Below are 20,278 nucleotides of genomic sequence, written 5' to 3'. Positions count from 1 at the left end.
CAAATGTCAATCGCTGCCAAGGCCCTATGACGTTCTCCCAATTTTGCTACGCGCTAACCCATTGATTCCGCTCATGCCGGCTACTGTGCATGGGGTTGTTTTCGGCTTTTTGTTTCGGCAGGCATGAAGACCGACACCGCCATGCCGATTTGTCACGGTGACGCCGTCGCGCGCCGGGACAACAATCGGCCAGGCACCGCGTGGACTTTTCGTCCGTCACCTCGCGCGGCGCCGTTTTCATTCATCCATTTTTTTGGAGGCGCGTCATGCAGGTTTACAATGTGGTGAAGTTCAGGGTGAAGCAGGGCGAGGAAGCCGCCTTCCTCGACGCGCACCGGAACGGCAAGGCGAAATGGCCGGGCCTCGAGCATGGCGTCATCATCAAGACCGGCGAGCAGACCTTCTGCCTGATCGGCACCTGGTCAAGTCAGGACGCGATGATCGCGGCGCGTCCGGCGATGATCAAGACGCTCGACAGTTTCAGGTCGGTGCTCGAGGACCAGGGCAACGGCCGCGGCGTGACCGATGCGGTGTCGGGTGAGGTGGTGCTGGCTCTTTAGGAGCCGCGCCAACCGCTACTTCATGACCCGCAGACCCTTGGTCGTGAACCGCTGCGCCTTGTCGCCCGGCCGCACCGGCCGCCGCGTGCCGGCGGCCTTGCCGGTACCGGGCGGCTGGTGCGCGGGGACGAGCTGATGCGGCTGCGAGCCGATCAGGTCGCGGCGACCCATCTCGATCAAGGCCTCGCGCAGCACCGGCCAATTATCAGGATCGTGGTAGCGCAGGAATGCCTTGTGCAGCCGGCGCTGGCGCAGGCCCTTGATCGCCTCGACCTTGTCGCTGCCGCCGTGCCGCACGCCGCGCAAGGGATTGACGCCGGTGTGATACATCGCGGTCGCCGTCGCCATCGGCGAGGGCAGGAAGGTCTGCACCTGATCGGCGCGATAGCGGTTCTTCTTGAGCCACAGCGCGAGGTTCATCATGTCCTCGTCGGTCGTGCCCGGATGCGCCGCGATGAAATAGGGGATCAGGTAATATTTCTTGCCGGCGCGTTCAGCGGCTTCGTCGAACATCCGCTTGAACTTGTTGTAGGCGCCGATGCCCGGCTTCATCATCTTGTCGAGCGGGCCGCGCTCGGTATGCTCAGGCGCGATCTTCAAATAGCCGCCGACGTGATGGGTGACGAGCTCCTTGATGTATTCCGGGCTCTCGACCGCGAGGTCGTAGCGCACGCCGGAGGCGACCATCACCTTCTTGATGCCTTTGGTCTCGCGCACCTTGCGATAGAGCCTGATGAGATCGTCATGCGAGGTGTTGAGGTTCGGGCAGATCTCGGGGAAGACGCAGGACGGACGCCGGCACGCCGCTTCTACCTTCGGATCCTTGCAGGCCATCCGGTACATGTTGGCGGTGGGGCCGCCGATGTCGGAGATCACGCCGGTGAAGCCGGGCGTCTTGTCGCGGATTTTTTCGATCTCGCGCAAAATAGAACCTTCGGAGCGGTTCTGGATGATGCGGCCTTCGTGCTCGGTGATCGAGCAGAAGGTGCAGCCGCCGAAACAGCCGCGCATGATCGTCACCGAGAACTTGATCATGTCCCAGGCCGGGATCTTCGCATCGCCATAGGACGGATGCGGCGCGCGGGCGTAGGGCAGATCGTAGACCGCGTCCATCTCCTCGCTGCTCAGCGGGATCGGCGGCGGGTTGAGCCAGAGGTCGCGGTCGCCATGGCGCTGCACCAGCGGCCGCGCATTGCCGGGGTTGCTCTCCCGATGCAGCACGCGTGAGGCCCGCGCATAGGCTTCCTTGTCCTGCTCGACCTGCTCCAGCGCCGGCAGCCGGATCACGGTCGCGCCCTTTTGGCGCGTCGCGCCCTCGTCGGCGGAATCGAGATCGTCGGCGTGCAGCTCGGTGTAATCCTCCGGGACTTTCCGGAACAGCGCGACGCCGCGGATGTCGTCGAGCGCGCGCGGCGCTTCACCCGCGGCGAGCCGCTGCGCGACTTCGACCACGGCGCGCTCGGCATTGCCGTACAGCAGGAGGTCTGCTTTGGCGTCGGCCAGCACCGAGCGGCGCACCTTGTCGGACCAATAGTCGTAATGTGCGATCCGGCGCAGCGAGGCCTCGATGCCGCCGAGCACGATCGGCACGTCCTTGAACGCCTCGCGGCAGCGCTGGGCGTAGACGACGGTGCAGCGGTCCGGCCGCTTGCCGCCTTCGCCGCCCGCCGTATAGGCATCGTCGCTACGGATGCGGCGGTCCGCCGTGTAGCGGTTGACCATGGAATCCATGTTGCCGCCGGTGACGCCGAAGAAGACCTTTGGCTTGCCCAAGGCCTTGAACGGTTCGGCCGAGTGCCAGTCGGGCTGCGAGATGATGCCGACCCGAAAGCCCTGCGCCTCCAGCAATCGGCCGATGATCGCCATGCCGAAACTGGGATGGTCGACATAGGCATCCCCGGTCACCAGCACGATGTCGCAGGCGTCCCAGCCGAGCGCGTCCATTTCGGCGCGGCTCATGGGGAGGAACGGCGCCGGCTTGCGCTTTTGGGCGTGCGCCATCAGGGGCTTTGCGGCGGTGATGATCTGGGTGTCCATGGGGCGTAGGCATAGGACTCCGGGCCTGCGAATACAACCGACGGACGCGTGAAAGATGGCGGTTCCCGAGCCGCCCCATGCGGTGCGTTAACGGGTTCGCGAGCGCCTGCCGTCTCCTCCCCGACCCGCGGCGGCAGGTGTGTGACGCCGTCCACATACCAGCCGGTGCCGTCGCGTCATGCTCCCTCCAGCCCTCAAGGAGAGCCCCAATGTTTCTGGTCGATGCGCTGCTGATCCTGGCGATGTTGTTTTTCCTGTTCCTGCCGATCACCGATCGCCGGACGGTGCGGATGAGGCTCTGCATGCTGTGCGCGCTGCTCGCGGTGTTCTCGGTCTCGGTCACCCGTACCCCCGTCGTGCCGGTGCTGCTCGCGAGCATCTCCGCCCCTCCCGGAATGGTGCGCGTGCCGCATATGCATATGGACGAGCCGTCGTCGGGGTTCTCACCGCGGCGGACATCGGATATCCGATTGATCCATGGGCAAGGGAACGGGCAAGGAAACCTCTGACGGCGGTCGTGACGCGAGCACCGGTGCATCACCGTCCACGCACGCCTGGCTCGGCGCGATCGCGCTGATCGGCTTCATCCTGGTGGCGACCGCGCAGGCCTCCAATCAGATTCTGGCGCGCGGACTTGCCGGCTCGGTCCCGCCCTTCGCGCTCGCCTTCTTCCGCTGGAGCATCGTCGCCATCGGGCTCGCGCCGATCGCGCTCAAGGAGATCCGCGATGGCCGCGTGCCGCTGGCCGGGAACATCTGGCCCATCCTCGCTGCCGGATTCATGGGCATGTTCCTGTGCGGCGGCCCGGTTTATGCCGCCGGCGTATCGACGACGGCGATCCACATCGCGCTGATCATGGCGCTGTCGCCGATCACAGTGCTGCTGATTTCGGCCCTGCGCGGCATCGAGCATGTCGGTCCGCTGCAATGGCTCGGCACGGCGCTCGCGCTCGCGGGCGCGCTGCTGATCATCTCCGGCGGCCATCCGCAGACGCTGATCGAGCTTCAGACCGCGGCAGGCGACGGCCTCGTCGTGATCGCCATGCTCGGCTGGTCCGGCTACACGCTGTTGCAATCGCGCGCCGCGCCAAGGGCCTCGCTGCTGGCACGCATCAGCCTGTTCTCCGGCGCCGGCGCCCTGTTCTCGCTGCCGCTGGCGGCCATGGAGATGTGGGCGATGCCCGCTCAGGTCTTCAGCACCAAGGCGTTCTCGGCCTATGTCTTCGCCGGGATCGTTCCCGGCCTGCTCGCTTACGCCGGCTTTGCCTGGCTCGGCGGAAAGTTCGGCTCGGTGCGGACCTCGCTCGTGCTCTATCTCGGGCCGATCGCGAGCGCGCTGCTGTCTTTTGCCATCCTCGGCGAACCGCCGAAGCTGATCCATCTCTTCGGCGGCCTGCTGATCCTGGGCGGAGTCTGGGCCAGCCTGCGCCGCTAGTTCCATCCGCACGCGTGCCGGTTCATCCGCAGGAACCATCCGGTCTCGTGAACATTCTGATGGAGGTGTTGCGGCGGGCCCGGCTCGCGCGCGCTCGCAACGTTCGCCTCTGGCGCTGGGGGAGCTGTGAGTACAGTCATAGAGAACCTGCTGTTGCGGAAGCAGAAGCTCGTGGAGCAGCTCGAAAAGGCGCCGTCGGTCGAGGATCGCGACAAGATCGAGCACCAGCTCGATCAGATCAACACCGCGCTGGATTTCCTGGACCGGCCGGGATCGAAGGACGCGAAATAGCCGCGCTCAATCCACCTCAGATGTCTCGACCTTCAAAGCCCTGGCATAGACCAGCCCCGAATTGGTGATGTGCGTGGTCATCAATTCCTCGAAGGCGGCCAGCTCGCCGCGTGCGAACAGATCGAGCAGCTTGCGATGCTCGTCGAACGAGGTGCGGGTGCGCACGTCGATCGGCGAGGTCAGATTGGTGCGGAGCGCGGCGACGCGCCCCGAGACCAGCTGATAGGATTCGGCGAGGTAGCGGTTGCCGCAATGGGTGAACAGCGCCTCGTGAAAGGCGGCATCGGCGCGGCCATAGGCGATGTTGTCCTTGGCCGCGACCGCCGGCTCCATCGCCGCGATCGCCTCGCTCATCGCGGCGATCGCACCGTCGCGGTCGTGGCGACAGGCGAGCTCGGCGGCCCTGGGTTCGAGCGCGATGCGGAAGGTGCAGAGCGCATTGATATCTTCCGCACTCGGCGTAAAGACGAAACTGCCGACCTGCGGGCGGATCACCACGAGGCCTTGCGCCTGCAATTGTCCCATGGCCTCGCGCACCGGCGTGCGGCTGACGCCGAAGGAATTCGCCACCATCTCCTCTGAGATCGCGGCCCCCAGCGCGAACTCGCCGTCGATGATCGCCTGCCGCAGCCGCTGTATCACCCGCTGCGACAGCGATTTCGGCGTATCGAGCTTGAGCGAGCGCATCTGCCTGTCTCAGACCACCTTGCCGGGATTGAGCAATTGGTCGGGATCGAGCGCCGCTTTCAGCGTTCGCATCAGCGCGATCTCGGCCTCGCTCCGGGCATGTCCCAGCCATTTCTTCTTGATGGTGCCGATGCCGTGCTCGGCCGAGACGCTGCCGCCGAGCTCGCGCACTAGGCCGTAGATGATCGTATCCATCTCTTCCTTCGGCTGCTGCTCGACGGCAAGGCCGGTGACCCAGGAGACGAGGTGCAGATTGCCGTCGCCGATATGGCCGTAATAGACGCTTTCGCAGCCCTTGATGCCGGAGGCCAACGCCGCCTTGCAGCGCGTCGCGAACTCGTCCATCCGCGCCACGGCAAGACCGATATCGTAGGAGATGTGCGGGCCCAGCACCTGGCCGAACTCGGCGCAGATGTCGCGCACGCGCCAGAAGGCCTGCGTCTGCGTCAGCGACTGCGCCACGGCGGCATCCGCCAGCAGCCCGCGTTCCATCAGCTCTTCGAGCCAGGCCTGGAAGCGCGGCGCGTCGACGCTCTCGTCGGTGCCTTGCGCTTCCACCAGCACGTAGAGGCCTTGGTTAGCTGCGACCGGCGGCTTCACGCCGGCGCGTGTCGTGATCACGTCCCAATAGTCCGGCCACATCACCTCGAAGGCCGACAGCAGTGGGCCGAGCCCACTGCGCGCCGCGCCGAGCAGCGCGACCACCGCGGCATAATCCTTCAGCGCGCACAGCGCGGCCATGGTCGAGCGCGGCTTCGGAAACAGTTTCAGCACCACGCGGGTGATGATGCCGAGCGTGCCTTCGGAGCCGATGAAGAGATGCTTGAGGTCATAGCCCGCATTGTTCTTCATCAGCTTGTTGAGGCTGGTGATGACGGTGCCGTCGGGCAGCACTACTTCGAGACCGAGCACCAGCTCGCGCGTCATGCCGTAGCGGATCACGCGGTTGCCGCCGGCATTGGTCGAGAGATTGCCGCCGATCGCGCAGGAGCCGCGCGAGCCGAGGTCGAGCGGGAAGAAGAAGCCGGCCTCGTCCGCGGCCTTCTGGATCGTCTCCAGCGGCGTTCCGGCCTTCACCGTCATCGTCATCGACGCCGGATCGATCTCCTCGATGCCGGTCATGCGCTCCAGCGAGATCGCGACCCAGCCGGCCTCGGGCGAGGCGCCGCGGCACAGTCCGGTCAGTCCGCCCTGCGGCACGAACGGCAGATGCGCCTGCCGGCATGTCGCAATCGCATCAGCCACGCCTTGCGCGTCCACGGGGCGGATCACCGCCAGCGGCGCCTGCGGCAGGCTCGCGCTCCAGTCGTTGCAATTGCGTGCCGGCACGTCGGTGCCGATCAACACGGCGGCCGCGCCAAGCTTGTCGCGCAGGGCGCCGAGCAATTGGTCGGGTCGCCCTATGGGGGTCACCATGTTCATGCGAGACCTCCTCAATATTTGGCTGCGCCCATGCGCGCCGTGACGCCGGAAAGAGTTTGCGTGTCTCTTGTATGTAAGGTACAAGATGAAAAGTAAAGCAAAAACAAGGCTCGGCGCAGCTCCGTAAGATCGTTAGAGATCAGAGGCTTAGGTCGGGATCGAAACAAAGGGCAGTGTGATGACCGAGGCAATTCGCGGGTTCTGGGTGGCATCGGCGACGCCGCTGGCGTCCGACGGCAGCGTGGATTCGGCAAAGCTCGCGGCCCACGCCAGGCAGCTGTTCGGCAAGGGAGTCGACGGCGTCGTGCTGTTCGGCACCACGGGCGAGGGCACCTCCTTCAATGTCAGCGAGCGCACCGCGACCATCGAGGCCGTGCTCAAGGCCGGCATTGCGCCGGAGCGCATCGGCATCGGCGGCGGCTTCCCTGCCATCAACGACAGCATCGCCCTGACGCGCGCCGTGCTCGGCCTCGGCCTGCGTCACGTGCTGGTGCTGCCGCCCTATTTCGACCGCAGCGTCACGCCTGAAGGCATCGAGGATGCCTTTGCTGCGATCATCGACGGCGTCGCCGACGATCGGTTGCGCGCCTATCTCTATCACATCCCGCAGACGTCGGGCGTTGCGATCCCCACGACCGTCGCTGCGAGCTTGCGCAAGCGTTACGGCAAGGTGGTCGCGGGTCTGAAAGACTCCAGCGGCGACTTCAAGCAGTTCCAGGCGTTCCGTGCTGCAGCTCCCGAACTCGCCATCACCGTCGGCAACGAAGCCGATATCGCCCGCGCGATTGCCGCGGGCGGTGCCGGCACCATTTGCGGCATGGCCAATGTCGTGCCCGAGCTGGTCAAGGGAATGGTCGAGGGCAAGGATGTCGAAGCGCGGATGCAGGCTGCGATCGACGTCGTGCTGAAGACGGCCTCCTTCACTGCGACGTTGAAGGCGATCCTCGCGGCACAGGCCGGCGATGCCGCCTGGCTGCGCGTGCGCCCGCCGCTGCGCGCGTCGTCCGACGGTGCTGCGTTGAAGCGCAAGATCGACGAGTTGACGGCGCCCGCCACCGCGTAAAGGCGCAAAAATTCCGCCGCACGCTGCTTCGCAAATTCGCGCAGCGTGCCGACTTTGCTGCGGCATCGATCGGTGATTGCCGTTCGGCGTGGATTTACGCTTAGAACGATTCAACACTAGAGCGATTCAAATCCGTCTGCGGTTCTCTTCAATCGAGACGACTGTTACACGCGCACACTTCAATGTTCCTGAATTGAAGTGGAATGAAAGTGCGTGCCTCCGTGGATGGCCTGCATCTCGGCAGCCATCGTCTTCGCGCCGGCGAGAGCCGCGCAGGTCTTCTCATCGGTGCAGCGGTGCTGCTCGCATCTCCCCTCAATACGACGGCTGCGCAGGCCCAATCGGCGCTGCCGCCCGTCACGGTGGACGCGCCGGCGCCGCGGCCGAAACCGGCGCGCGCTTCGGATCAGTCTTCCCGCCGCACGCAGACTGCGGCGCGCCGCCAGTCGAATCGCAATCCGGCACCTGCTACGCCGACGCTCTCGGAGCGCGCCGCCGCGGACGCAGCCGCACAGCAGGCCGCCAAGCTCGGATACCGCGCGATGCCGAGCGCCACGACTCTGCGCAGCGGCGCCTCGCCGCTCGACACATCGCAGGCGGTCAACGTCGTGCCCGAGCAGGTGCTGAAGGACCAGCTGCCGCGCAACATCGACGACGCGCTCATCAACGTCTCCGGCATTACCCAGACCAATACGCTCGCGGGCAGCCAGGACGCCGTGATCCGCCGCGGCTTCGGCGACAACCGCGACGGCTCGATCATGCGCAACGGCATGCCGCTGGTGCAAGGCCGCAGCTTCAATCCTGCGGTCGAGAGCGTCGAGGTGCTGAAAGGGCCGGCGTCGCTGCTCTACGGCATCATGGATCCTGGCGGCATCGTCAACACCATCAGCAAGCGGCCCGAGCTCTACCAGCACGGTTCGGTCACGCTGCTCGGCTCGGCCTTCAGCGCTTCGAAGACCGGCGCCGACGGCCTGCTCGACGTCACCGGTCCGATCGGTGACCAGGGCCTCGCCTATCGTTTCATCGGCTACGGCGTCAGCGAAGATTATTGGCGCAATTTCGGCCGGCACCGCGAGATGCTCATAGCGCCGTCGCTGGCCTGGTACGGCCAGGACACCACGGTGCAGCTCAACTACGAGCACCGCGAGTTCATCTACCCATTCGATCGCGGCACGGCGTTCAATCCAGTGACCAAGGCGCCGCTGGCCGTGCCTGCAACGCGACGGCTGGATGAACCCTTCAACAACACCTGGGGCACCTCCGACCTGATGCAGGCATCTGTCGAGCACCGCTTCAACCAGGATTGGAAGCTCTACGCCGGCTACAGCTACAACACGGAGACCTTCAGCGCCAACCAGCTCCGCATCACCAATATTGACTTCACGACCGGCAGGGAGACGCGCAGCAACGATGGCACGGGAAGTTCGCTCAGCAACGTCAGCTACGGAACGTCCTATGTTTCCGGCAGCTTCTGGCTCGGCGACATGCGCAACGAGGTGGTGTTCGGCGGTGACGGGCAATATCGCACGATCTATCGCGACACCCTGATCCGGCAGACGACGCCCGCCTTCAATGTCTACAATCCCGTCTACGGGCTGATCGGACCGGGCACCACGGCATCGAACTCCGACAGCGCGCAGACCGACAAGCTCGGCCAATGGTCGCTGTTTGCCCAGGACACCCTGCATCTGACCGAACGCTTCGCGCTGGTCGGCGGCGTGCGTTACATGGACTACGATCAGATCGCGGGTCGCGGAAAGCCGTTCAACACCAATACCAACGTGTCCCAGGACAAGGTGCTGCCCCTCGGCGGTGCCATCTTCAAGCTGACCGACCAGATCTCGCTCTATGCGAGCTACACTCAATCGCTGAAGCCGAACTCGACCATTGCGCCGATCGGCGTGGTGATCGATTCCAACGTCCCTCCGGAAGAGGGCGTGTCATACGAGGCCGGCGTCAAGTTCGATCTGAACAAGCGCATCTCCGGCACGCTGGCGCTCTATGATCTCGACAAGAAGAACGTGCAGACGACGAAGACGAACAGCGCGGGTATCGTGGAACTCCACACCGTCGGGCGTGCGCGTTCGCGCGGCGTCGAGCTGGACGTCACCGGGAGGCTCACCGACAGCTGGGCTCTGATCGGCAGCTATGGCTATACGGATGCCCGCGTGACGGCGTCGGAAGATCCGACGCTGTATGGCAAGAAGCTGCAAAACGTCGCCTTGAACACCGCATCGCTCTATCTGGTCTACGACTTCGGCGCCGCATTGCCCGGCCAGCTCCGCCTCGGCGGCGGCGCGCGCTATGTCGGCGACCGTCCAGGAGATTCCATCAACTCCTTCTTTCTGCCGTCCTATGTCGTCGCCGATATCTTCGCGACCTATGAGACGAAGTATCAGAACACGCCTGTCATCTATCAGTTCAACGTCAAGAACCTGTTCGACACCGTCTACTATCCCTCAGCGGTCAACAATCTCAACGTCGCCATCGGCGATGCCAGGCGCGTCTCGCTGTCGGCGACGGTGAAGTTCTAGCCATGGCGGCGCGGCTGGGACACACGGTCAAGGCGGTCCTGTTTCAGGTCCACTCCGTCGCGGGCTTGGTCCTGGCGCTGCTGGTGTCCCTGATCGCGCTGACCGGCGCGATCATGAGTTTCGAGGACGAGATCGTCGATCATCTCAACGCCGGCATCATGCAGGTCGCGCCGCGTCAGGCGCCGGCCTTGACGCCGGACGCGCTGGTAGCGCGGCTGAAGGCGGCGCAGGACCTCGGCAAGGTCTCGGCCGTCACGCTGTCGAGCGATCCGTCGGCGGCGATCCATGTCCGCTTTGCGCGCGACGACCGGGGCGACCGGCCGACCTCGCTCTATGTCGATCCCACCGATGCGCGGGTGCTGGGCTCACCGCGCGGCGAGGCGTTCTTCGCGACCGTGCGCCGGCTGCATCGCTGGCTGCTGGTTCCCGGCGACGGCAAGGGCTGGGGACGTCCGATCACCGGCAGCATCGCGCTCGGCCTGATCGTCATGCTCGTCTCCGGCCTCGTGCTGCGCTGGCCGCGTCGCGCGGGCAGCATGAAGATGTGGCTGAAGCCGAATATCGCACCCGGAGGCCGCGCGCTGCATCGCTCTCTGCACACGGTGATCGGCACCTGGGTTTTGCCGATCTATCTGACGATGGCGCTCACCGGGCTGTATTTCTCCTTCGAATGGTACAAGGACGGCGTGACCTGGCTGCTGGCGCGCCCGCAGGTTGCCGCCACAAAGATGACCGCAAAGCCGCCACGTGCTGCGCGCCCAGCCGAGACCGCGCAGCCGATCGGATTCGATCAGGCCTGGATGACGTTCCAGCGCGAGGAGGGCGACCGGTTCTCCCGGACCTTGCTGACGCTGCCGGCGGGATCGGGCACGGCGATCCGAATCCGCTCGTGGGGCAAGGCGTCGCTTCTGGAGACCACGCGCGATGAATTCCGCATCGATGCTGTCACCGGCCAGTTGGTCTCCGCCGAGCGCTACGCCGACAAGACTTTTGGCGAAAAGATCCTCGCGGCGATCTACGACATCCATCGTGGCGAGATCCTGGGATGGCCGGGCAAGCTCGCCTTCATGATCGCCGCGATCCTGATGCCGCTGTTCGCGGTCACCGGAATCCTGCTCTATCTGTCGCGCCGGGCTGCGGCAACCCGCGCAGAAGCCGCTGGCCCGGCTCGTTCCCGGCGAGTGAGCCGACAAGGCTAGCCAACGCGCCTCTAATCGGTCAAAAGCCCCTGGCTTGTCCTTGCCAGGATTGATGCCATGAAGACCGTCACCCCCGCCGATATCCGCCGCGCGCTGCTGTTGCGCGAAGAAATCGCGCTGCTCGATCTCAGATACGAGGCGGGTTTTGCGACCGGGCATCCGCTGTTCGCCGCCAACATGGCCGCCGACCGGATCGCGATCGAGGCCGAGACGCGGCTGCCGCGCAAGGGCGTGGCGATCGTTCTCTATGATGACGGCGAGGGGCTGGTCGCGAGCGGTGCTGAAAGTCTCGCCGCGCTCGGCTACACCAATGTCAGTGCGCTCGAGGGCGGGCTGAAGGCCTGGCGTGCGGCGGGCTATGAGGTCTTCGAGGACGTCAACTCCTATTCGAAGGCGTTCGGCGAGCTGGTCGAGTCGCGCAGGCATACGCCCTCGCTCAGCGCGGATGAGGTGGCCAAGCTGATCGCGGACAAGGCCGACATCGCCATCCTCGACGTTCGCCGCTTCGACGAATACGCGACCATGAACATTCCGGGCTCGGTCAGCGTGCCCGGCGCGGAGCTGGTGCTGCGGGCAGGCCAGGCCGCGCCCGATCCTGACACCACCATCATCGTCAATTGCGCCGGCCGCACCCGCTCCATCATCGGCACCCAATCGCTGATCAATGCCGGCGTGCCCAACAAAGTGCGGGCGCTGCGCAACGGCACAATCGGCTGGACGCTGGCGCGGCACACGCTCGATCACGGCGCCGACCGGCGCGGCGCGATCGGATCGTTCGACGGCGGTCCGGCCAATGCGCGCGATGTCGCCTATCGCGCCGGCGTGCGCCACATCGGCGCCAGCGAGATGGCTGCGCTCGTCGCGCAGAGGGATCGCACGCTGTACCGCTTCGACGTGCGCGATGCGGAAGAATATGCGGCCGGCCATCTGCCGGGCTTCCGCCACTATCCGGGGGGCCAGCTCGTGCAGGAAACCGACATGGCCGCGCCCGTGCGCGGCGCGCGCATCGTGCTGACCGACGACAGGAGCGTCCGCGCCGACATGACGGCGTCGTGGCTGGCGCAGATGGGCTGGGAGGTCTATGTGCTCGAAGGCGGCTATGACGGCGCGCTCGAGCTCGGCGCGCCGCACGTGCTGCCCAAGCCAGATCCGGCGCACCGCTACCGCCGTCCCTACGAAGGTACCGACGTCGCGGAGAAAGCGATGCAGGCCTATCTCGATTGGGAATACGGCCTCGTCGAGCAGCTCCGCCGCGACGGCACGCACGGGTTTTATGTGATTTGACGGCGAGCGAAACGACCACGGCGCACTGATATGACCGCGCTGGTGGGATGCCAAGCGCATCTCGCGTTCCGCCATCTTCTTCCCGTATCCGACCCCTATTGTGCTGTGCATCGTCAGCGGTCTATGTGCTCAGCCAAAGCTCATGATCCACGGAGACACCATGTCAGCCCCAGGCCAAAGCCCTGAGCGGAGCGCGAAGGCACTGTTGCTCGAAGGCGTCAATGATAGCGCTGTCGACCTTTTCAGGAGTGCGGGCTTCGCCAATGTCGAGCGGCTGACCAAGGCGCTGGACGGCGAGGATCTGCGCAAGGCGCTCAAAGGCGTGTCGCTGCTCGGCATCCGCTCGCGCACCCAGATCACCGACGAGGTGCTCGCCGCCGCCGACGGGCTGCTCGCGGTCGGCTGCTTCAGCGTCGGCACCAACCAGGTCGACCTTGCGGCCGCGCGCAAGCGCGGCATTCCCGTGTTCAACGCGCCGTTCTCCAACACGCGCAGCGTCGCCGAGCTCGTGATCGGCGAGATCGTGATGCTGCTGCGTCGCATATTCCCGCGCTCGGTGTCGGCCCACGACGGCGGCTGGGACAAGTCGGCGACCGGCAGCCGCGAGGTGCGAGGCCGCACCCTCGGCATCGTCGGCTACGGCAATATCGGCTCGCAGCTCTCGACGCTGGCGGAAGCGATCGGCATGCGCGTGATCTATTTCGACCGCACCGACAAGCTCCGCCACGGCAACACCGAGCCGGTCGAGCGGCTGGACGAGCTGCTGGCGCAGAGCGATGTCGTCAGCCTGCACGTGCCGGAGACGCCGGAGACCGCGGGCATGATCGGCGAGAAGGAGCTGCGGGCGATGAAGCCGGGCTCGTTCCTGATCAACAACAGCCGCGGGACCGTGGTCGATCTCGACGCGCTGGCGCGTGCCCTGCGCGACGGTCACCTCGCCGGCGCCGCCATCGACGTGTTTCCGGTCGAGCCGTCCTCGAACGCGGACCGCTTCAAGAGCCCGGTGCAGGGCCTCGAGAACGTCATCCTAACCCCGCATATCGGCGGCTCCACCGAAGAGGCCCAGGAGCGTATCGGTGGGGAAGTCGCGCGAAAACTGGTCGACTATTTCATCACGGGCTCGACCATGGGCGCGGTGAATTTTCCGGAGGTGCAGCTGCATCTGCGGCCTTCCGGCGCGCGCTTCAGTCACGTCCATCGCAACGTGCCCGGCATGCTGCGCAGGCTCAACGAGGTCTTCCTGCAGCGCGACATCAACATCGCCGCGCAATATCTGGAGACGGCAGGCGATCTCGGCTACGTCGTGCTCGATGCCGATCTCGGTGGCCAGGATTCCGCCGCGCTGCTCCAGCAGATCCGCAGCCTCGACGGCACGGTCGGCGCGCGGCTGGTGTTCGAGCACTAACGTCCATTGACGGCTGCCCGGAGGTCGCATTGAATGCGGCCTCTGGTAGACTGAATAAGACACAAGGGGTGGAAACGATGACGCTCACAACAGCGAAGCTGTGCGCATGGCTCGTGGGCGCTGCGGCCGCCCTGAGCGCGAACGCAGTGGTCGCCGCCACCCTGGCGGAGAATGCAGAAACAGTCTGCAAGGGCCTCAACGGCGGCACTGACGCCGCGAAGATCGATTCCGCAACGCTGCAAGCACCGTCGCCGCTCGCTATTGCCGAACGCGGGCCGACGCCGTCGGGGCGCGTCACGCCGGCCAGTCCCGCCTTCTGCAAGGTGCTCGGCCATATCGACCCCGTCGACCCCAAGGCGCCGCCGATCAAGTTTCAGGTCAACCTTCCCGTCGAGTGGAACGGGCGCTCGCTGCAATATGGCGGCGGCGGATTCAACGGCGTGCTGATCACCGGCCTTGCGCTGCCGCCAGCCTATCCGTTCGACAAGCCGTCGCCGCTGGCGCGCGGCTTCGTCACCTACGGCACGGATTCGGGCCATGAGACCAAGCAAGGCGAGCTGCCGCAGGTTTTTGCGCTCAATGACGAGGCGTTCGAGAACTTTGCCCATCGCGCCTACAAGCGGGTGCGCGACGCGGCTGTTGGGCTGATGGAGCGCGCTTACGGCAAGAAGCCTGACAAGATGTACTTCATGGGCTCGTCCGAGGGCGGCCGCGAAGGCCTCACCATGGCACAGCGTTACCCCGACGATTTCGACGGCATCTTCGCCCGCGTGCCCGTGATCAACTGGGTCGGCCTGCAGCACGCCGGCACGCGCTCGGGTCTCGTCACCATGGGCGCAGGCTGGATCAACCCGGCGCAGGTGAAGCTCGTCGGCGAGGCCGTGCGGGCGGCGTGCGACAAGGCCGACGGCTCCGACGATGCGCTGGTGCAGGATCCCGTCGGCTGCAAGGCCGCCTTCAAGGCCGAAACGTTGCGCTGCGCGGACGGAAAGACAGGCGATCAGTGTCTCACCGATGCGCAGATCAAGGCGATCGAGACCTTGCACGGACCTTACAAATTCCCGTTCGCGCTTGCCAATGGTCTCGACGATTATCCGGGTTGGGGGATCTCGGGCGAGGACACGCCGGCGATCGGGCCGACCGGCGGCTGGACCGCGTGGTGGCTCGGCACGGCGCCGCCGGCCCAGCCGCCCGCGCCCAACAACGGCATCGCCTGGATCTACGGCGCCGGCGGCATCCAATATGTGTTCGCGCGCGATCCCAAGCTCGACGTCACCACCTACAAGGTGGAGGAGCACAAGGCGCGGTTGCTCGAAGTGTCGAAGCTGATGGATTCGACCGATCCCGATCTCAGCCGCTTCCGCGCGCGCGGCGGCCGGCTGATCATGCTCGAGCACATGGCCGATTATGCCCAGAGCCCCTATGCCGGCATCCGCTATTTCGAGAGCGTCGAGCGCAAGCTGGGCAAGGCCGAGACGGCCGAATTCGCGCGGCTCTACACCGCACCCGGCGTCGACCATGTCGGCTCCGGCGCGCCGGCCAATGTCGACATGCTCAGCGTGCTGGTCGACTGGGTCGAGAAGGGCAAGGCGCCCGGCGATCTCGAAGTCAGCGAGCAGAAAGTCGAGGCGCCGTCCTTCGCAGTGACCCGTGCACTGCCGCTGTGCCGATGGCCGGCCTGGCCGCACTACAAGTCGGGACCGGTGACGGAGGCGGCGAGCTTCACCTGCGCGCCGTAGTCAAACGGTTCGTTTGACAACCACCTCGCGCCCGGCTAAATATTTCGCATGCGAAATAAAACGGCTGGCGCGCGGCATCATCGGCTGATTTACCTGCTCAACGTCGCACAGCGCCGCCTGCAGCGCTGGATGGCGGCGCGCCCGGACAACGAGGTGACGCCGGCACAAGCGGGACTGCTGTTCATCCTCGGCAAGCAGGACGGTGTCCTGATGGGCGAGGCGGGCGCGGCGCTCGACATGGGTCCGGCCGGCATTTCCGGCCTCGTCGACCGCACGGAGGCTGCGAAGCTGATCGAGCGACGGGTCGATCGCGAAGACGGACGCGCCTGGCGCATCTTTCTGACGCCGAAGGGACGCACCGCGCTGGCGCAGGCGAAAGCCGGCGCAGAGCAGGTTAACGCGGCGCTGACGGAGGGATTTACGGCGGCCGAGATCGACATCGTCGCGCGCTGGCTGACCAGCGTTCAGGACAAGTTTCCAAGATCTTCAGAAACACGACATTCAGACCAGGGAGCAGATCAATGACCGAGCATGTCCGGATCGAGACCAATAGCGGAATCCTCACCCTCACGCTGGCGCGGCCCGACAAGAAGAACGCGCTGACCGATGCGATGTACGGCAAGCTCGCCGACGCCATCGAAGCCGCCGTGAGCGACGTATCAGCCCGCGTGATCCTGATCCGCGGCGAGGGCGACATGTTCACCGCCGGCAACGACGTCGGCGAATTCGCCGCGGTCGCGGCCGGCAAGTCCGAAGGCAGCCGCAACGTCATCCGCTTCATCCAGTCGCTGGCGCGCTGCACCCGGCCGCTGGTCGCGGCGGTGCAGGGCCGCGCCGTCGGCGTCGGCACCACGATGCTGCTGCATTGCGACCTCGTCGTGCTCGCCGACGACGCGCAATTGTCGACGCCCTTCGTCAGCCTCGCGCTGGTGCCGGAAGCAGCCTCCAGCCTGCTGATGCCCGCGCGCATCGGCTATGCCCGCGCCTATGAGATGTTCGCGCTCGGCGAGACGGTGCCCGCGCAGGCCGCGCTGCAATGGGGCCTCGCCAATCGTGTGGTGCCGCTCGACAGGCTCGATGCCGAGGCGCTCGCGCTGGCGCGGCGCCTGGCCCGCCAGCCGGCCGGCGCGCTCACCGCCACCAAGCGCCTGATGCGCAACGGCGAGGTGCTGGTCGCGCAGATGCAGGCCGAAGGCGAGCAGTTCGCCCAGCGCCTGCGCACCGCCGAGGCGCGCGAGGCGTTCACGGCCTTTGCCGAGCGCCGTCCGCCCGATTTCACCAAGGTCGCGTGAGGGGCTGCCTGCCAGGACGGCGCTTAACATTTGATACAAGTTTAACGGAACATTGGCATGTGGCGGTGCAGGGTGACCTCTCGTGGAGAGTAGGTCCCCTGGCCCATGTCATTTTTTAAGAAATCGGTAAGCAAGCTCCTTCTTGTTCTGATGGCGCTTTTGGCTCTGGGCGCGCTGACCAGCACCGCGATCCAGATGTTCGGGGCCTTCGGCCGCTACAGCGACAGTCTGGAGACCGAGCGGCTCGCCAACGCCGACAAGGCGATCTTCCATGGCGTTCTGGCCTTGCGTAACAATCGCGGTGATGCCCAGAGCGCGCTGCTCGGCGAGGATGATCCGCGCGCCAAGCTCGGTGTGGCCGAGAAGGCCGAGCAGGCCGGCTATGATTCCATCGTCGGGGCGCTGTCCACCGTCGCATTTGCCCGCCGCGACGAGCTTGCCAGCACGCTGAAGCAGCGCTGGAGCGAGGCCGCGCCGAAGTTCCAGCTGTTCTACGACGAGGCGAAGCTGCCGCGGGCGGAGCGCAAGATCGATCGGACCAGTTCCTGGTACGATGCCGTTACGAAGGTCATTGATACCGCGAACCTTGCCTCCACCGCGGTCTCGAACCGTGCCTGGATGAACGATCCCTATATCGCGCGCATGATTCAGGTGCGCCGCTTCGCCTGGCAGGTCCGCGATCGCTACGGCATCCATTGCTCGTCGCTTCGCTCGAACGTCAACAGCAGCAAGCCGCTCGATGACGCCCAGAAGCGGTCGGTGGCGCAATGGGATGGCACCATCACGTCCGGCTGGGCAGGCATGGCCGAGTTGCTGGCAGCGCCCGACGTGCCGGCGGAACTGGTCACGGCGGCGACGGACGCGAAGGCCAAGACCGATGGCGTCCTCAAGCAGATCAACGATCTCACCAAGAACTTTGACGGCAGCGGCAAGCCGGCGATGCCCCCTGCGGAATGGAACACGCTGTGTCAGTCGCCCTTCGCGTCCATCGTCGCGGTCGCCAACAAGGCGCTCGACCAGTCGATCGCGCGTGCCGAGATGGTTCAGGCCAAGGCCCTCACCAATCTCATCGTGCAGTCGCTCGCGTTCCTGCTCGCCCTGGCCGTGACTCTGGCCGGCGTGTTCGTGGTACGCACTCGCCTGATGCGCCCGGTGCGCGCCATCCTCGACGCCATCGCCCGCATCAGCGCGCACGATTATGCGACGCCGGTGCCGCAATCCCGGCATCCTGACGAGTTCGGCACCATGGCCGCCGCGCTCGAAAGCCTGCGCGAGAGCGCGGCGACCGCCGAGCGTCTGGGCCATGAGCGCCAATCGCAGCAGGCGCTGCAGCTCGCCCGCTCCGGCACCGTCGATTCCGCATGCCGTAGCTTCGACGATACGGTTCAGGCGGTGATCCAGAGCGTTGCGGCCTCGACACGGGAGCTCGATGCCACCGCGACCGGCGTGCGCTCGCTGGTGTCGCAATCGAGCAGCCAGACCGCCGCCGTCTCCTCCGCCGCCGAGCAGGCCACCAACAACCTGGAGACCATCGCGGCGGCGACCGAAGAACTCTCCGCGTCCGTCGGCGAGATCTCCGCGCAGGTGCAGGCCAGCGCCCGCGAGGCCCGTGAAGCCGTATCGCAGGCCGAGCAGACCAACGCGACGGTCGAGATCCTCGACCAGACCGCAAGCCGCATCGGTGAGGTCGTGAAGATGATCAACGCCATCGCCGGCCAGACCAACCTTCTGGCCTTGAACGCCACCATCGAGGCCGCGCGTGCGGGCGAGGCCGGCCGCGGTTTCGCCGTGGTTGCCGGCGAGGTCAAGAGCCTCGCCTCCCAGACCGCGACCGCGACGGAAGAGATCTCGCGTCAGGTCGCGGAGATCCAGGGCGCGACGGGCCAGGCGGTCGCAGCCATCCGTTCGATCGGCGGCGCTATCGGCGGAATCGACGAGAAGATGACGGCGATTGCCGCCGCCGTCGAGCAGCAGCGCGCCGCGACCACCGAGATCTCGCGCAACTTCCAGCAGGCCGCGCAAGGCACCCGCGAGGTCACCGACACCATCGGCAGCGTTGCAAGGCTCAACCAGGAGACCGGCAACGCCGGCACGGTGTTGTCGGAATCCGTCAAGAAAATGTCGGCCGACGCCGATCGTCTCCGCGTCGCGGTCGAGGGCTTCCTGGGCGCGGTGAAGACCGCGTAGTTTTGCCTCATTCTTCCATCCTGACGTCGTGCGTTCGGCATTGCCGCCGATCCGCTCGGCGGGTACATCTGTGCCGCAGCATCACATTTGCGGCGACAGACGTAAGACATCAGGGATGGAGAATTCGATGCCGGTCACCCCACACAAGGCCCAGCGCCCCTATCGCGGCGTGTTTCCGGTCGCGCCCACCATCTTCGACGAGCGCGGCGAGCTCGATCTCGAGGGCCAGCGCCGCTGCATCGATTTCATGATCGACGCCGGCTCGAACGGCATCTGCATCCTCGCCAATTTCTCCGAGCAGTTCGTGCTCACCGATGCCGAGCGCGAGACCGTGATGCATGCGGTGCTGGAGCACGTCGCGGGCCGAGTTCCCGTGATCGTCACCACCACCCATTTCAGCTCGGCCGTCTGCGCCGCGCGCAGCAAGCAGGCCGAAGCGGCGGGCGCGGCCATGGTGATGGTGATGCCGCCCTATCACGGCGCCACTTTCCGCGTGCCCGAGAAAGGCGTCGTCGAATTCTTCAAGGTGCTCTCGGGCGCGATCGACATTCCGATCATGATCCAGGACGCACCGGTGGCCGGCACGCCGCTGTCGGTCGAGCTGCTGGCGCGGCTGGCGCACGACTTCTCCAACATTCGCTACTTCAAGATCGAGGTGCCCTTCGCCGCGGCCAAGCTGCGCAGCCTGATCGAGGCGGGCGGCAAGGACCTCGAGGGCCCGTGGGACGGCGAGGAGGCGATCACGCTGCTCGCCGATCTCGACGCCGGCGCCACCGGCGCGATGACCGGCGGCGGCTATCCCGACGGCATCCGCCAGATCGTCGATCCCTATTTCGCCGGTGACCGCGAGAAGGCGAAGGCCGCCTATGAACGCTGGCTGCCGTTGATCAATTACGAGAACCGTCAATGCGGCCTGATCGCCTGCAAGGTCATGATGCAGGCCGGCGGCGTGATCAAATCGGACGCCGTGCGCCACCCGCTGCAGCCGCTGCATCCGGCGGCAAGGGCGGGATTGCTGGAGCTGGCGAAAGAGCGCGATGCGCTGGCACTCAGGTGGGGGAAGTAAGCCTCTCCAGCGTCATTGCAAGGAGCCCTTGCGACGAAGCAATCCAGACTGACTCCGCGGAAAGACTCTGGATTCCTA

Annotated in this window: 16 protein-coding genes and 1 pseudogene; 14 read left to right on the top strand and 3 right to left on the bottom strand. The window is 65.8% G+C overall.

Going from position 1 to position 20,278, the window contains the following annotated elements:
- The first annotated feature begins 266 nt into the window (after window positions 1-266).
- A complete protein-coding gene (locus tag AC0WRY_RS32175) occupies window positions 267-560 on the top strand; it encodes a DUF718 domain-containing protein (RefSeq protein ID WP_194404727.1) in 294 nt (97 codons plus the stop codon).
- 15 nt (window positions 561-575) lie between these two features.
- On the opposite strand, the gene AC0WRY_RS32170 is transcribed toward AC0WRY_RS32175, so the two are convergent.
- A complete protein-coding gene (locus tag AC0WRY_RS32170; RefSeq protein WP_259217862.1) occupies window positions 576-2,597 on the bottom strand; it encodes a YgiQ family radical SAM protein in 2,022 nt (673 codons plus the stop codon).
- 209 nt (window positions 2,598-2,806) lie between these two features.
- Between AC0WRY_RS32170 and AC0WRY_RS32165 the strand changes: the two genes are divergently transcribed.
- From AC0WRY_RS32165 to AC0WRY_RS32155, 3 genes are all read left to right on the top strand, one after another.
- Window positions 2,807-3,106, top strand: coding sequence for a hypothetical protein (locus AC0WRY_RS32165; RefSeq protein WP_491122388.1), 300 nt, complete (start codon window positions 2,807-2,809; stop codon window positions 3,104-3,106).
- Window positions 3,075-4,031: a DMT family transporter gene (locus AC0WRY_RS32160; RefSeq protein ID WP_491122387.1), complete on the top strand. Its 957-nt coding sequence runs from the start codon at window positions 3,075-3,077 to the stop codon at window positions 4,029-4,031. The genes AC0WRY_RS32165 and AC0WRY_RS32160 overlap by 32 nt, the downstream gene beginning before the upstream one ends.
- A gap of 126 nt (window positions 4,032-4,157) precedes the next feature.
- A complete protein-coding gene (locus AC0WRY_RS32155; protein WP_194404723.1) occupies window positions 4,158-4,322 on the top strand; it encodes a hypothetical protein in 165 nt (54 codons plus the stop codon).
- Between the two features lie 6 nt (window positions 4,323-4,328).
- On the opposite strand, the gene AC0WRY_RS32150 is transcribed toward AC0WRY_RS32155, so the two are convergent.
- Window positions 4,329-5,009 (bottom strand): GntR family transcriptional regulator, encoded by a 681-nt coding sequence (locus AC0WRY_RS32150; protein ID WP_491122386.1) that lies wholly within the window; start codon window positions 5,007-5,009, stop codon window positions 4,329-4,331.
- Window positions 5,010-5,018: 9 nt separating this feature from the next.
- The gene (locus AC0WRY_RS32145; protein WP_491122385.1) at window positions 5,019-6,431 is read right to left on the bottom strand and encodes an FAD-binding oxidoreductase; all 1,413 of its coding nucleotides are present in this window, start codon (window positions 6,429-6,431) and stop codon (window positions 5,019-5,021) included.
- Window positions 6,432-6,609: 178 nt separating this feature from the next.
- Between AC0WRY_RS32145 and AC0WRY_RS32140 the strand changes: the two genes are divergently transcribed.
- The 10 genes and pseudogenes from AC0WRY_RS32140 (at window position 6,610) to AC0WRY_RS32095 (ending at window position 20,200) form a co-directional block, all read left to right on the top strand.
- Complete coding sequence (locus AC0WRY_RS32140; protein WP_491122384.1) at window positions 6,610-7,494, top strand: dihydrodipicolinate synthase family protein; 885 nt, start codon at window positions 6,610-6,612, stop codon at window positions 7,492-7,494.
- A gap of 203 nt (window positions 7,495-7,697) precedes the next feature.
- On the top strand, window positions 7,698-10,028 hold the full coding sequence (locus AC0WRY_RS32135) for a TonB-dependent siderophore receptor (RefSeq protein ID WP_491122383.1): 2,331 nt from the start codon (window positions 7,698-7,700) through the stop codon (window positions 10,026-10,028).
- A gap of 2 nt (window positions 10,029-10,030) precedes the next feature.
- Window positions 10,031-11,213, top strand: a pseudogene (locus AC0WRY_RS32130) (PepSY-associated TM helix domain-containing protein).
- Between the two features lie 71 nt (window positions 11,214-11,284).
- Complete coding sequence (locus tag AC0WRY_RS32125) at window positions 11,285-12,511, top strand: rhodanese-like domain-containing protein (RefSeq protein WP_194404718.1); 1,227 nt, start codon at window positions 11,285-11,287, stop codon at window positions 12,509-12,511.
- Between the two features lie 160 nt (window positions 12,512-12,671).
- Window positions 12,672-13,916 carry a phosphoglycerate dehydrogenase gene (gene serA / locus AC0WRY_RS32120; RefSeq protein WP_194404717.1) on the top strand — a complete coding sequence of 415 codons (1,245 nt, stop codon included), beginning with the start codon at window positions 12,672-12,674 and terminating at the stop codon, window positions 13,914-13,916.
- Between the two features lie 77 nt (window positions 13,917-13,993).
- Window positions 13,994-15,655, top strand: a complete 1,662-nt coding sequence (locus tag AC0WRY_RS32115) for a tannase/feruloyl esterase family alpha/beta hydrolase (protein WP_491122382.1) — start codon at window positions 13,994-13,996, stop codon at window positions 15,653-15,655.
- Between the two features lie 48 nt (window positions 15,656-15,703).
- Window positions 15,704-16,180 (top strand): MarR family winged helix-turn-helix transcriptional regulator, encoded by a 477-nt coding sequence (locus AC0WRY_RS32110; RefSeq protein ID WP_491122381.1) that lies wholly within the window; start codon window positions 15,704-15,706, stop codon window positions 16,178-16,180.
- On the top strand, window positions 16,177-16,947 hold the full coding sequence (locus AC0WRY_RS32105; protein WP_491122380.1) for an enoyl-CoA hydratase: 771 nt from the start codon (window positions 16,177-16,179) through the stop codon (window positions 16,945-16,947). Before AC0WRY_RS32110 ends, AC0WRY_RS32105 begins: the two co-directional genes overlap by 4 nt.
- 105 nt (window positions 16,948-17,052) lie before the next feature.
- A complete protein-coding gene (locus tag AC0WRY_RS32100) occupies window positions 17,053-19,134 on the top strand; it encodes a methyl-accepting chemotaxis protein (protein WP_491122379.1) in 2,082 nt (693 codons plus the stop codon).
- A 127-nt stretch (window positions 19,135-19,261) separates the two neighbouring features.
- On the top strand, window positions 19,262-20,200 hold the full coding sequence (locus AC0WRY_RS32095) for a dihydrodipicolinate synthase family protein (protein WP_491122378.1): 939 nt from the start codon (window positions 19,262-19,264) through the stop codon (window positions 20,198-20,200).
- The last annotated feature ends 78 nt before the right edge of the window (window positions 20,201-20,278 follow it).

The sequence above is a fragment of the Bradyrhizobium sp. T-12 genome (assembly GCF_058314695.1).
The sequence above is the reverse complement of the archived record's forward strand: the minus strand, read 5'-3'. Positions and strand labels throughout refer to the sequence as shown.